Source organism: Photobacterium sp. WH77 (assembly GCF_022014395.1).
GTDB classification, from domain to species: Bacteria; Pseudomonadota; Gammaproteobacteria; order Enterobacterales; family Vibrionaceae; genus Photobacterium; species Photobacterium arenosum.
Genome location: NZ_JAKLTE010000012.1, coordinates 1 through 14,974 on the forward strand (window position 1 = coordinate 1; position 14,974 = coordinate 14,974).

Below are 14,974 nucleotides of genomic sequence, written 5' to 3' on the forward strand. Positions count from 1 at the left end.
GTGATGGAAGAAATCCAAAAAAGAGAACAGTAGAAATTAGAGATAAAAACATTGGCAAAGTGATGAACCACGGCTGTACGTTAAAGGAGCCGATTATCATCATGCTGCCTATCAATGAAAGCAGCCCCAAAATACCAGTACACAAGTTAATGAGTAGTTCCGTTCGTTCTTGGCTTGGAAAGCGCTTTACGGCAACAATGAACGCAACCAGAAAAATCCCGCCGCCAAAAAGTAACAACATATTCTTTAAACCAGAAAGATGTGAGATTGTCTCTGACCACCAATTAATAAAGTCATCAGGGATAACTGCATTCAACATGCTTTTTGGGGCGTATGCTACTGGGTTAACTAAAAATTCATCGGTACAGAACTAGAATCTGACGTTATCCCAGTCGAGCCTCCACTTCCCGAACAGGGTTGATAAATATGTGGATCTGTGACTTATGCTGACACAGAACTATGAACAACCTCAATAGATGATTCTTAATCTGGATACTCGAATTTAGTTGCCACAGTTCCGTCTTCATTGATAAACAGTGTGAACGCATTCCAGTCTCCACCTGTATGTGCTTTCATATTAGCGTGAAGCTGGAGCACTAAATCCTTAACAGAACGCCGAAGTTCTCTATCAAGCGCTGGGAAAAATTCTTCATCACTGGCTACATAACTAAAAGCGGACCCTACACTCAAACTACCATCTTCATAGCCATGATCATATTCAAAGCGACACTTAGCTGACGTGGCATCAACTGGACAGCTCTTCTTCACAACGAGGTAAAGCTGCTCGATCAATTTGCGTTGTTCTGCAATTGGATTATTCATATTTACCCTCCAGCCTGATTTTCAAATTCTTTAGTATACGTTCGACCATTAATTTGATACTCAACTTCAAGACTATCTGGCCTTGGATTGTTCGGGTCGGCCCTGTTCAATCTCACTTTTACACTGCCGACATTATCACCATTTTGTAAAGCGCGATTAATTTCATTTTCCCAACGTTTGTAGGCGCTATTATTGAAATTTTTATCTTGCGGAAAAAGATTATATCGGTCACAAGTTCCCCCATATCGGCACGCCTGAATATGCCCACCAACATCTGTATCTAAGCCTTCTTTTCCAACTGCTGTTTGACGACTATCCCTAGGCATCTTAACGTCAACTGGCGTAAAACTGATTTCATCCACGAAACCGCTTTCATTTGTTCTAAACGTAGTCCCATTATCGAGTTCATACTGAGTATTAGGTAACGGATTGTTTAATGCCTCGTATTCTGGCGTACCTTTAACAGCTTGTGATGAATCAACCTTAACAACAGGTATATCACCAAGCATCCTACCATCAACGTCCCCAACGGCACTACCCAAACGTGTCCCCGACACATCCAAATCCGTAGTCGGAGCTTTATCTAAATGGGGGGCGGGGGCCGGCAGAGCCAGATCTGGCAGGTCAAAGTCCGCATCCATATGCTGGATGTGTTCCTGAGCTTTACCCAGTAAAGCTTTGGCTTCTTCGACCCGACCGGCACTGAACGCTTCTTTGGCTTTTTTCAGCAGATCACCGGCTACCGGTATCAGTCCAAGGCCCGCGACCAGATAGTCAATGCCGCTTTCCGCGTCAACAAAACCCTTCACATCCCCGGCCCCCGGGGTGAATTCCATTAAACCGTCGAACAACGCGTTCAGTTGTGCCTGTTGATTCTGGCGCTCCTCACCGGACGGATCATTCAGCACAGTACGAATGCTTTCCTGCTCCTGCCCAAGGCGAGTGTCGTCCCAGGGTGATGCCCCTTCATCAAACGAATCCAACGCGGCCTGTGCCTTCGCTATCTGTGCCCGGCAACCAGGGCTGCTCATGTCCTTACAAGCCGCCTGAAGCTCTGCATCCCGCATGTGGTCAAGCTGATTGGTCTGATTCAGTTGCTGGCAAGCCGCAGAACCTGCCCCCTGCTGGTTACAACTGGCAAGCAGAGACAGTTTCTTCTGTACTTCTTCCTGATTCAGGTAGTACTCGATACTGCCTGCGGGCAATACCGCTTCATCCGCCAGATAGTTGGAACTGTTACGACTGATGAGTGCTGACTGATTCCCATGATGGCGGTTGATATCTCCTTCTCTAACCGTTCCCAGCCCGCTGTTTTCCAATACAAAGGCGTAGTTGTCCGCTGAATACCCGCCCATCAGGCTGGCGTATTCTTCATTCAGCGTTTTATTTTCCCGGCTGTCTAATCCGCCCTGCGCAACCTGACCATGCGTGACTTCATGACCTAACGTTGTCATGTAGTCCTTCGCATTCTTCATGGTTTCATCATTGATAACGATTTTGCTGGCACCATTACCATTCATGTAATGTGCCCCGTGCGTCATCTTGGTGACCGCAACAACCAATGCCGAATCGATATTAACGCCATACACTTCGGCATAGGCAGCGGCGTACGCATTAATCGCGGCCTGCTTCTCTGAAGCTGTTGCTGTATCCAGGTTATTTAATATGACCGCAAACTTGCCCTCTGCCTGCGATGCAACCAGCTTCTGAACATCCAGGTTTTTCTGAACGTTATCAACATGCTCAAAAGTATCGCCGACAGAGACGGAATCTTTGGTGACCACATCGGCGAGCGAGGACAAGCCAAGTTCATTCCGCTTCACATCCTCGGCAATGTTATGGCGGCCTTCTTCCGTCAGCAGGCGGTGGTCGAGGGTGACATCTACGTTGCCCTGCTGGCGGTCGACTTCGAACAGGTCGCGGCTGGTGTTGCTGATGTCGCGGTTCAGCGCCGTGAGGTCGCTGTCATCGCTCAGGGTGATTTCGCCCTGCCCCAAGGTTGCGAGGGTCTTGTCTTTGCTGTAGGACGAGGTGTTTTTATATTGCAGGTTGCTGCTGTTGTAGGTGGAGTCGATCCCCCCTTGCTGCACGCCGACACTGGTGGTGAGGCCAGCCGACTGATCCTGACGGTAGTCGGTGTTGTTGAGATCGCTGTAACTCAGGCTGCCGGTGTTGAGCGTCAGGTTGTTGAGGTCGTTGCCGTTTTCATCGACAGTGGCAATGAGTGCGCCGGTGATATCGGTGTTACCCGCGACTTTGATCTCGGCCTTGCCGCCCGAGGTGAGCGTGGTGAGCTGGGTTTCCGAGCTGATACACGGCCACTGCTGGCGTTCAGGCCGCCATTACTGCCGGTGGTCTCTCCCTGGCCGCTCAGGCTGACACCGCCGCTGATACCGGCCCCCTGGTTACTTGAGCTGTGGCGATCCTGCACCGAAGCCACACTGAGATCGCCGCCGATATCCAGGCTCAGCGACTCAGCAGCATCGACATTGGCACCTTGAATATGGGTATCACCACGGGAATTAATGGTGATGTAACTCCCCGACACCCCGCTGTTCACATACGTGGTCGACTGGCTGCGCTGCTCCGACTGATTCAGGCTGGCGTTGAGACTGCCGCCGGTGCTGCTGCCGTGCACCGTCATCGACGCGCTGATGGTCCCGCTTTCCGTCTGAGACTGGCTCTGCTGTGTTTGCTCAGCGGCCAATACACTGACCGTACCGCCATCCAGCGTCACGCCCTCTTTGGCGGTGAGCGAGCTGCCCTGCACCAGTATCTGCTGATCGGTCTGGGTCCCGGACTTCACTACAATATTCTGACCCGCGAGCGACGACCCGCGTGCGGTTGAGCTGCTGCTCTTGCTGTCGGTCTGGGTGACTGACATGTCAAGATGAAGACCCGCATCGATCCCAAGTGTACTGGTGCTTTGCGCCGCGGCGGCTCCCTGCTTCATCAGCAAGGTGGTTTTCGACGCCACATCCACTGTCGCCAATGTAATGCTGGCAAGATAGAACGCCTCATCGCTTTTGACATCACTGATAATGCCTTGCAGCTCGGCAATATCCGCCGCATTCACACCCGGTTCATGGTTCGCCAGTGCCTGTTCCAGCTCAGACAGCGTCTGCTCAAGGCTGTCGACTTGTTTCTGGTACTGACGGTAATCTTTTTCTGCCTGTTTGAGCTTGTCTGCAGACTCTTTCAGTGCGATCGCCGCTTTGCCCGTTTCCACGGCCTGATGCTGCACCACCAGGCTCAGCTCGGCTTCACCCTGCATGCTGGAAGAGGTGGTCGATTCCGTGTCGAGCACTTCGCGGATCAGCACATTTTCCGCCGCGGTCAGTTCAATGTTACCGTTGCCATCATCATCGGCGTCGGCCAGCACATCAGAGCCTTGGATCACAATGTCTTCGGCGGCGTCCATCAGAACCGTGCCTTTGCCAATGATGGACGCACCGCGATGGGTGGTAGCATCGGTCTTGTTGTCAGCTTTACTGTACTCGGCTTTTGCCAGTGTCAGCTTGGCCTGACCGCCGTCAAAATTCACCGATTCATACGGGTTCACCACTGATTTCAGAGCATCTTCCACGTTAACCGACAGGGATTCCGTGGGCGACCAGGTGCTATGGTTTTCTTCCGCCGCCAGCACGGTGACACTGCCAGTATCTGCCGTGAAATTGGCGTCGGCTTCTGCGCTGACATCAGAGCCGATCACAGTCACACTGCCACCGTTGATATTCACAGTGCCGCCGGACGACAGGGCGCTGCCTTTAGCAGTGTTGTGAATTTCTCCCTGGCGTTCAGAGTCCATTGAAAACAGATCACCACCGCTGAAGGCGCCGTATTCCTGCTCGAACGTTTCGTGCTGACGGCTTTCCTGTCCGGCCGCAATAATGACCTCATCGACGGCGGTGGCAGTAATATCGCCCTCTGCCTCGACATCACTGGCCACCAGCGTAATCGACTTGCCTGAGGTGATGTCGATGTTATCGCTGCTCATCATGCCGCTGGCATCCAGCAAGGTAGCGGAATCCACCTCGGATTTGTGCGAACCCGACAGGCCGCCAAAGCCTTGTTTGATGGTCTCGTCGCGGCTGTAGCTCTGGTACTGCTGCGCGATTACGGTCACATCACCATCGGCCGAGGCTTCGATGCCCTCGCCCGCGGTAAAGTTGGAGCCGACAATAGTGATATCGCTGTCGCCGCCTGCGGTCTGGACGCTGCCAAACTTCTGGGCTTTAACGATGATTTTGCCGCCCGCCGATACATCGGCACCGACCACAGTTTCGGTCAGCGATTCCTGAATGGAGGTTTCTCTGCGGCCAAAGGATTTCTTCTTAGTGGTTTGGTCGTAACGGTATTCGCTGTCGTTAGCAGCTTGGAAAGTGATATCGCCTTTCGCCAGCACAACCACGTCACCTTGCGTAGACATCTGGCTGCCGGTTGCCGTGATATCGTTGCCAGACTGAATAAACACGCCATCATTGGCCGCCAGTTGCGTCCCCTGATGCTGCCTGATATGACTGACCGACTGACTGTTGTGCGTTTTCTCACGGCTGAAGACTTCATTCACCAGGGTATTGAGCGCAACGTCCCACCCGGCAATCATTGCCAGCTCGCCCTCTGTATACATGTTCGATGCGGTGACCGAAATATTTTCTCCGGCATCAAAACTCAGGTTGCCGCCGGAAGATAAACCGGATCCCAGCACAGCAACATCCAGGTGTTCCTGATCGCGGGTTTTGAGGTAATCGCGCTGGGTTTCGGCGGTCACTATGATGTCTTTTTCGGCTTTGACGCTGAGATCGCCACCGGCAGTGACATTGGCAGCAGTGTTTTTAATCGAGCCACCAGCACTCATGGTGATCGTACCGCGTCCGTTAATGCTGGCCGTCTCACCGACTCGGGTATCGGTGTATACCACACCGCTGGCATCATCGGCTGTGGTTACTGCGCCGTTCTGAGTGATGCTGACACGCTCAACCTCAGTGCGGTTGATGATGTCGCCCTTTTCCGTGCTGAGTGCGATATTTTCACCGGCTATCTGGCCGCTGATATTCTGAATATCATTAACGGCGTCCATCTCAATATCGCCACCCGCGGTCATGCTGCCACCCAGGTTGCTGATATTGTCATCACTAACCAGATGCAGTTTGCCCTTGCTGTCCATCTGGCCGCTGTTGATGATATTGCCGGCTTCTGCATAGACCTCGCTGCCGCTGATCAACGCGCCGCCGCTGAGATTGTCCTGCGTCACTCTCGACAGATAGAGCTTGGGTGCCAGCACCTGCTGGCCGTTCACTTCAACCGGTTCCCACCAGACAATATCCTGCGTCAGCCCGGCGACCTGCTCCGGCGTCAGTGCCACCCCGGCCTGCAGGTTCAGGCTGTCTTTCTGCTGGCCTGCGCTGTCGAGCAGTTGCTGCATCTGGTCAAGATCCGTGCCGACATCGTCATTGAGGTAACGCTGACCCGTTTGTTCAAAAATGGCGGAGGTGATGGTGCGGGTGTCATAGAAGGCATCCCCCAGCACCTTGAGATCCTTTTGCGGATCGAAGCCTATGCTGTCGAAGAAGTAATCCGATCCCAGAAACTGATCCAGTTGGGTCAGCGCCGGATTGGTTTCAATCAGATACTGACTGTCCGGGCCATTGTTATACACGAACAGGCCGTTCGGGCTGGTCGGCAGGCGGAAATCGGGGAACGGAATATTATTGATTGATGTATGAAGTACAAAGTCAAGCTGATTGCCCGCAGCGGTTTGCACACCCGCTTGTTGCGCCTGTTGTGATGGCTTACCGCTACTCTTGGCACCTGTGTTTGATTTAATTTCTGAGTTGTTCAGCTTGTTTTTAACATTGAGAACAGTGCTACCACCGGATGAAATGGTGGAATTGATAAAACCTTGGTCGAACTTTTGCACATCATGACTGGTGCGTTTGAAAACAAATTCTTTGACTGTCTGACTAGTCAAATTCCGATGATATGCGTAATCGTAGGCAGCTGTCTCTTTTATACCACCGATTGCATACCCAATGTTTTTAAGAAAGTCTACTGTAAAATATGAATTGTTAGCTGCACTAATTAGACTGGCATTATTTTCTAAGTTATTTCCTAGAACTGTTAAATTCTTTCCAGCGAGCATCTGAGCAGACGCAGATGCTGCTTCAAGCGTGACCACCTCATTTTTAGTCACAAAATCAAGATGTTTTCCCCCGGTGATGACTAAAGTGTACCGAATATTGCTATTACCATTCGCTCCGCCACCACCTTTTGACTCTTTCCATTTATATGTTGGTGCAAACTCAGAATCATTTGCCACAGTGAACTCAGCTTGATTGTAGTGAGGCTCAAGCTGTACCCCTTCGCCTGAGGATTTTTCAATCTCCAGTACTTTCCGCTTATTCACGATGTTTTGAGCTTTCATATCCAGATCAGCACCGGACTGAATTACCCCAGAAATATTCTGCACCGAGCTTGCCATGGCCCCACTAGCATCCCCGGCAATCACCATGTTGCCGCCGGTTAAAATGTCGGCCTCGGTATTGATCAGGTGGCCTTTGACATAGAAATACCCCTGATCACCGGCATACAGCAGGCCGGTGTTGGTCAGGTTACCGGCCACATTTAAGGTGGTGTCCTGCATCCCCAGCGTCGCGCCCTGATTGGTGAACTGCGTCAGGGTCGCCATCAGGTTGGTCAGTGCCTGTATCGTTCCCTGATTCGTCAGCATACCGGCATTCAGTACAGTGGTATTACCTGAAATCAGGCCGGTGGCCAGATTGATGAAGGTGCCGCCAACGCTGACGGTCGTCTGTCCCTGAGCCACCAACTTGCCTTTGTTTGAAAGCTTGCCGCCGGCAGAAAGACGGGCATCTCCGCCAGCACTCAGGTTGTGGTTGAGAACCATATCGCCCGTGGTATTAACATCAAGATCGCCATTTGCCGTCGCCGCCTGATTCAGCGTCAGGGTATCCACACTGATACTCATATCGCCAAGCGATGTCAGATCACCATCGTTAATCAGGCTACCTGCGGTCAGTTGGCTATTGGCGTCGCTGGATACTCTGCCTTTCTGGGCAAACCAGTCTGCATCGACAAACTGATCACCTACAGCCTGGATCTGTCCCGTATTTGTCAGCTGACCCGATACGCTCAGACGCTGCGCTCCGGCAGCCGCCAGCGTTCCGGCATTGTCGATCTGATCGGCCACAATCTGCTGATCGGCCTGCGATGTCGTCACACCTGTGCTTTGCTGGTGAAAGGTGCCGGCTGTGATGGATTGTTCACCGGCAGACTGAATCGCGCCCTGATTAGTGAGCAAACCTGTGACACGCAAGGTTTGCCCGCCAGCCGATACCAGCTTGCCACTGTTATCGATTGTTTCTGCCTCTGCGTTCAGCTGATTGGCAATGAGCTGGCTGTGGTTCTGAATCGTTCCCGCCTGTAGTTCCAGCGTACCGGCACGGGTTGTCCCTGCGCCCTGCAGTGTCAGCGACTGAGGATTGGCGATTATCAGTGTATGCTTAACGGCGATCTGACCCTCATTGGTTAACTGGCTGATCCCCGCCAGACTGGCGTGCTCTGCTGCAATCTGGCTCGGTGCATCCAGGCTGAGGGTTTGAGCCACGCTGCTCAGTTCGCCAGACACCTGTATCCTGCTGTCACTCAAACTCACGTCTGCGCCTGTCAAATCCACCCGTCCGCTGAGACTCTCTGAGCCGTCTGCGGCCACACCGGCAATTAACGTACTGTTTTGCAATCGAATGGCATCCGCCTGAACCCTGATTGTCTGGCTGACGGTTTCTGAATCCTGAAAATTCACTTCAGACCCCGAGAACGACGCACTTTCTGTGGCTGCCACCAGACTGTTCTGATGAATCTGATCACCCGCCGTTGCCTGAAACTGAGCAGCTGAGTTTTCACTGTTCAGAAGCAAATCACCGGCCGCGACATACTCGATGTTCTGTCCGGCCTGCTGCGTGCCTGTGGTCGTCACCGACTGATTCGACTGCACAGTAAGTGACTGCTTACTGCTGACATCCCCTAGGCTGATCTGGCCGTCAGCTGAGAGCTGAATATCACCCACAGTACTGAACAACCTGCCCGTGTTGACGCCGACGCCCTGCTCGGTCGCCACCAGCGAAATTCGTCCGGCATACATGCCGCCCAACGCCGAAGAATCGATTGCCAGTAAAGGCTTATCTTTCACATCATGCGTGGCTGTGACGTCATTGGTCAGATAATCAATTTGGTTTGGGCCAGTAACGACAGACAGGTTGTTGGCATGAATGTCCGCATTGATTTTTGCCGTGCGGGCCAGAATATCGAAATAGTCCTGCTGCGTGCCATCCAGCCCTTGCCCGGTGACAGTGACATCGCCCTGGCGAATGTCAAAGCCGCTCAGCAAGCCGCTCTGAAACTGAGGTACACCCGTGGTTAATGTGGCGCGCGGGGTATTGAGAAAACCACAGCCGTTACAGGTAATGCCATACGGGTTGGCGACTATGACGTTCGCTTGCTGGCCAAACACTTCGGTATAGCCATTCAACTGGCTGCGGTTGGCCCCGGTGACTTCATTGAGAATGACAGAGGCGGCCTGCCCGTTCAGCTGAGCGTTCCCCTGCAAATAGCCGCCCAGCTGGGATTGCGCCAGTTTTTCGGTTGAGTTGTTGAGGATCAGCCCTTCTTTGCCAACGTTGTATTGCTGGAACTGGTTATGCGATAAACCACTGGCATTGGGGGCGGCAATGTTCACCACAGGCACGCCGTTAGCGGCGGCAGAGATCGTGGTGTTGTTCTTGCTGCTGCTATCGACCTGAATGGTTGCCCAGACAGGCTGAGTCGCCAGCATCCAGCACAAAACGTAAGTCAGTACTTGCGTAAATTTATGATTGCGATGCCGCATGCTGCCCTCGGAAAAATTCAGAATCTCAGTGAAAAACGGTAATTCAGGCTGTAATCATCCACCGACATCCAGGAAGGATGTTCGATGGGCCAGCCCGCTAAAACAGCACTCTGGTAAACACCCGACTGAGCACGCAGCCCCACCGCTCCGCCGGTTAAGTGGCCACGTTCAAAGGGGTCGGTGTTGTCGGGAAGTATCGCCCCCGTATCGAGTGCAACATTCAGATCCAGTTGCCCCAGAAAAGGCCATTGCCCCAAGTGGTAGTTCAGGTCGTTGCGCCAGTAGTAGCCAGCATCGCCCGACAGCGACTGCCCCTGAAAACCACGTACCGAATATTCACCGCCTATGCTCAGCCGCTCACTGCCGGGTAACGACTTGGCGGCAATTTGGGTAAACAGCGTGGTCGAGAACGTCCAATCCGGTGACAAGGGGTAGGTATAATTCACCGTAACTGTGCCCTTGTTAAATTCCTCTTCCGGACTGCCGGGAACAGCGCGATAACCGGGAATGGTCAGTCCGCGCTCATATAGGGGCGACATTGTCAGAAACCCGCCAGCCAGCCGTGTGCTGTGTTCAGCAGAAACCGTCACCGACGCGCGTTCATTACTGCTGCCGTTCAGTAAAGTTTTGTCAATAAAGTTTTTCTCATGGTCATAGCCAAGCCCCACCCGAAGTGAAGACTTACTGATGCTGTCCCGATGAAATAACCATTGGCTATCCAGTGCGTGCCTTTGGGTTTCGCCGCTGGATGCGAACGAGAAATTCTGGCTGTTCACTGTGGTCAAATAATCGCTGTAGGCGTACTGGTAGTTCAGGGTCCAGTAACCGAACGGCATTCCCCATCCCAGCTGCAGGCTCTGGCTGTCCCGGCTATCGACAAACTCAGCACTTTTCGCGCCGGACAGGCTCCAGCTCTCGTAGAGCCCCAAGAGATCTTCAGCCACCAGCGTGACGGAGAGTTGCTCCTTGCCCGTGCTGTCTTGCCCTGAATTGCTGTAACCCAGCTCACCCCGCCACCATGCGCCCGCTCTGGTCTGAATATCGACCAGACTGAAACCGGGCCGGGTGCCGGGCAGCATTTGCACTGTCGCGTTATAGCGGGACAAACGGTTCATTTGATCCAGCGTCTGCTCGACATCGCGCAAACTTAAAATACGGCCACTTTCACCAGGATAGAGATGCAGCAAACTCGATGACGGCATGCCGTTTTCCTGCAGTCTTTCCAGCTTGCCTTCCAGCACGTCGACAACCAGCTCACCATTGGAGAGATTCTGCGGTAACAGCACCGCTCTGGAGGTCACATAGGCCTTGTCGATATAGGTGTTAGTGACGATTTTCAGAATATTGTTTATGGCTTCAATGCCGATGCAGTCTCCGGCTCTGAAATCGATCGCTGCCAATAAAATGTCTGTGGCTATGTGCTGATTACCGCGCAGCGTCAGCTTTTGAATCGCAAAGCATTGTGCATCCTGAGCTGGCAGGACAGGCGCTGGCGGTGGCAAGGCCTGTAACTGCTCTATCGCCTGTTGGGACGCTTCAATAGATTGCAGGCGTTTTGCCTGCTCAGTCTCAATATCGCTTTTTACCGCAGGGGAAAGCAGGGCGGCCAGTGCTGGCACACTGGCAGAGATCAACAATAAAAACGCGAAGCGATAATGCATAACACCCAAATCGACAGCAATGTCTGGAGATCAAAGATGCAGCGATGCATCAATTCAATGGCGGCGGGAGAACACGCAACACAAGCGTGCCTTCATTGAGACGGGTTTCCAAATCCGGTCTGCCCTTCCCCTAAACACTTTGGTTAAGACAACAACAAAAAGACACATGGCATGAGTTTTGGCTCATGCCATGTGTCTGAAAACATCAAATAACAGTCTTGAAAGAAATCATCACCCGCCGCTCACATTGATTACACTTCATTCAAATACCTGAGTGGGGCAGGCGACCATAATTGCAAAAAAATATAATTAAAAGCGCGTGAATTCCGATCAAAGTGGGCATCTAAAACTCAATGAGCGCCTCACTGGAAGAGAATTCATTCAAAGCAGTGATACCTCTTCTGCTGCTCCTTACCAAATCGTCAGAGCACACATTCTGCCTATGCTTCAGAAGTTTGCATGTTCCTCTTCCCAAACAGTTTCCAATGCAGCCCCTGTAGCTCATGATTCTCTGATAATGACAAATCTCCGTATGGCGTCGTCCATACGCTCTTTTTAAAAGTATTGATCAGATCTCTTCCTCTGAGATTTGGTTGTGTCTTCAGCGCACACGTTAACGCACGCACCGCGAGATAACTGGTAATAAAGTAAGGTCCGGGCACTTTCCCGCATAAATCCATCGCACGTTGTTTCAGCTCAGAAACAGAACTGTCAAAAATTCCAGACCCATAAGCATGTAAAAAAGGAACCTGAATATTGTCATGCGGTAACTCAGACAAATCAATGCCCCAGGCATCATCAGATAAAATCACCCTGCTTCGCTCATGAAATGTACAGCGGCGCACCACATCAAAGCAAAATGATTTGCGGCCCAGAATATATATCGTAGGAACACGGGTCGCGAATACTTCAGCAAGCATGCCAAGTGATGCTTTTTCTTCCAGCAAATAACAACGGCTCTCAATACGTTTGTCCGATAAATTTCGCACTAAAGCTTCAGCCAGCAGCTCACCATTATTATTTTTCTGACCGATGATAATCACGCTTTCACCAGCAACAGCTTCAGCAGCCATGCACGCTATCTGATCGTCATCACGACCGAAAAAGCGGAGCGTAAAAATAGTGTTCTGACATAAAGCAATATTCGAACTGCCGGGCGCTAAAAAAGGCAGACTGGCTTCTTCGTAAATTTCACTGGCTGCCAGCGCACAAATACTGCTGAAATGACCAATCACAGCTGCGGCCTTTTCAGTAACGATCTGATGAGCCACACCTGAGGCTTGGGATGCGTTATGCCCATCATCAAAGTACTTCACTTTCACCTGAATACCACTGTCACAAACAGCCAGATAAGTTGCAGCCAACAAATCGTCTTTATTTGGCCCGTCACTTTCACTCAAAATTATGACAGGTGAATCAGGACCGCCCTGAAAACGGGCGGTCAGAAATATTGATTCCATCAGAACTCTTGTATCAATGATTCATTATGGGCGGGAGATTTTGTAGTGCTGACCAGTAGCATCAAATGGCGTTTTAAATGAAAAGGCATACGGCGTACTCCCATGATCATGCAAGTGCTCAAGGCGATGACAAGCCTCCCGCCAATTTGGCTGATGCTGCTCGTCAATCCACCACACCACGTAGATCGGCCAGTTTTGTTTACCGAACCAGTCTTTACGCATGCGTAAGGCCTCTTTATGGAGTGACCCTTGGTAAGCAAACCGGAATACACTCTCTAAGTCTTGCCAGATTGAAATGGTCTGCGCCTGAGTACTGTGCCCCTTCGCAATCCCATCAAGATAAAAACGCGGGACAGCAAATGGTCCCCATCGGCCCCAGTCTTTCTGGTAATTAGACATCCATTCAATATCTTCTACAGGCCTAGCGCGATCAATAAATCCCGGGGATTGTTCAGCCTCAAGAAAAACATCAGGTGTGCGATCATCAAACTCACGTACTCTGCTGTCTCCGTATGGCGCCCGAAGTATAGAAAATGTCATCAGACAGACACGGGAACTCATACGATTACCTCCTCTCGGCTCGTCGCTTCCTTGCATGACAGTTGATGGAAACTTTCCGGCAAATGTTGCAGGTGCAGCACATGCGGCGCTTCCAACCCGATTAAATCTTTACCAGTCAGTAAGGCGTAGAGATTTTGACTGCTTTCCGGCATCAAAGGGACAGCAGCCTGAGCAAAGTAAACCAATAATTCACCCGCATCACTAAGTTGATTCCCCTTGCTCAGCAAGTGTTCGATATATGAGAGCAGGTGTAAAATATCTTCAGCAGCCTGACGTAAGTGAAAACGCTCAGGGGAGAAACTAGTCAGAATTCGATGCCGGATAGCTTCCCCGGTCTGCGTTGTCTCACCGCTGACAGTGATCGTTAAGTTCTCTCCGGTAATACATATATTCCAGGTTTGAGCAATCTGACTCCAGTGTGCATATAGTGTTCTTTCAAGAACATTACGCATATCAGCTTCATTGAAATTAGATTTTTCAAATCCGGGCGCATTAAAAGCTGCATAAAAACGAATCGCATCAACAGGATATCTTTCGGCAAGGTCAGATGCCCATATCACATGGTTGTTGCTTGTCGAAAATTTCGCATGATCGAGGTTATAGAACTCATTAATCACCGTTGACCATGGCAACCATCGACCTTGTTCTATCTGAGTCAACAGTGCAGCATGCACCAGTGCGTAGAAATAAGAGTTGTCAAACCCAAAGAAATTCACAGGTACCGGGAATGTTCCTAAACTATCATCCTGATGGATCGCTCTCTGGTAACTGTAAAGCAATTGCGCCATTAACTCTGGCCATGCATTAATCACCTGTCTGGGAAAATCCGGATGCTCAAAAGCAATCCCCCAGGTCCCCGGAACGGTCACCGGAAATGCCGGTAAATCTTCACGAAGAACATCCTCCGTCAACCAGCGATAGCGTTGACGAAACCTTGGATTGTTCTGATAAAATTCCTGCAGCTGAGGTTTGAAACGTTCAAGCTCCAGCGTCAGCACTTCATGGTAACCAAGTTCCAGTTCAGCTTCTGGAGTATTGGTCACTCTCGGTTCAATCAGTGTCTCTGCGTTCGTGAGATTACCACAAGCCTCACAGATACCACATTTACAGCCAGCCATGCATGAAGGGCAAAAGCCAGACACGCCAGCTTCATCCAGCCAAACCTTGTCATTCTTCATACGAAAGAATGGCATTTTCTTTTTGATCAGCACGCTGTCTTCATATAAACGATGGAAAATACCTCTGACAAAGTTCTTACTTTCCTGTTCAGGTACAAAGTAATCATCCACAGAGACATTGTACTGTGTCAGCGTCTTATGAATCTCTTCACTCCAAAACTGACTGAGTTCTTCTGGAGAACGATTCTGCCGTTGTGCAGTAACCCGGACATAAGACTGATGAATATCACTATAACAACTGACAAAACATGGGGCTCCCTGGAGACGCAATGCTCTGGCAAATACGTCTCCCGCTAAAAATGGACCACTCATATGTCCGACATGAAGTCCACCATTAGGCGTTGGGGGGGGTAATGTAACAATGAAGCTTGTAGGTTCCATTATCAT

Annotated in this window: 8 protein-coding genes; 1 reads left to right on the top strand and 7 read right to left on the bottom strand. The window is 51.1% G+C overall.

Going from position 1 to position 14,974, the window contains the following annotated elements; genetic code table 11:
- On the top strand, positions 1-374 hold a 374-nt coding region (locus L6J37_RS13125), incomplete at its 5' end, for a hypothetical protein (RefSeq protein WP_237795417.1).
- A gap of 109 nt (positions 375-483) precedes the next feature.
- Here L6J37_RS13125 and L6J37_RS13130 read toward each other — a convergent pair.
- The 7 genes from L6J37_RS13130 to L6J37_RS13160 form a co-directional block, all read right to left on the bottom strand.
- Entirely contained in the window at positions 484-822 is a 339-nt protein-coding gene (locus L6J37_RS13130; RefSeq protein WP_192017279.1) for a hypothetical protein, read from the bottom strand.
- A gap of 2 nt (positions 823-824) precedes the next feature.
- Complete coding sequence (locus L6J37_RS21430) at positions 825-2,912, bottom strand: DUF6862 domain-containing protein (RefSeq protein ID WP_237795418.1); 2,088 nt, start codon at positions 2,910-2,912, stop codon at positions 825-827.
- 89 nt (positions 2,913-3,001) lie between these two features.
- Positions 3,002-9,727, bottom strand: coding sequence for a two-partner secretion domain-containing protein (locus L6J37_RS13140; protein WP_237795419.1), 6,726 nt, complete (start codon positions 9,725-9,727; stop codon positions 3,002-3,004).
- Positions 9,728-9,744: 17 nt separating this feature from the next.
- Positions 9,745-11,388 (bottom strand): ShlB/FhaC/HecB family hemolysin secretion/activation protein, encoded by a 1,644-nt coding sequence (locus tag L6J37_RS13145; RefSeq protein WP_237795421.1) that lies wholly within the window; start codon positions 11,386-11,388, stop codon positions 9,745-9,747.
- Between the two features lie 440 nt (positions 11,389-11,828).
- Positions 11,829-12,848, bottom strand: a complete 1,020-nt coding sequence (locus L6J37_RS13150; RefSeq protein ID WP_218385003.1) for an ABC transporter substrate-binding protein — start codon at positions 12,846-12,848, stop codon at positions 11,829-11,831.
- Positions 12,849-12,872: 24 nt separating this feature from the next.
- Positions 12,873-13,409: a DUF3291 domain-containing protein gene (locus L6J37_RS13155; protein ID WP_218385006.1), complete on the bottom strand. Its 537-nt coding sequence runs from the start codon at positions 13,407-13,409 to the stop codon at positions 12,873-12,875.
- Complete coding sequence (locus L6J37_RS13160) at positions 13,406-14,968, bottom strand: class I tRNA ligase family protein (RefSeq protein WP_218385008.1); 1,563 nt, start codon at positions 14,966-14,968, stop codon at positions 13,406-13,408. Before L6J37_RS13160 ends, L6J37_RS13155 begins: the two co-directional genes overlap by 4 nt.
- Between the last annotated feature and the right edge of the window lie 6 nt (positions 14,969-14,974).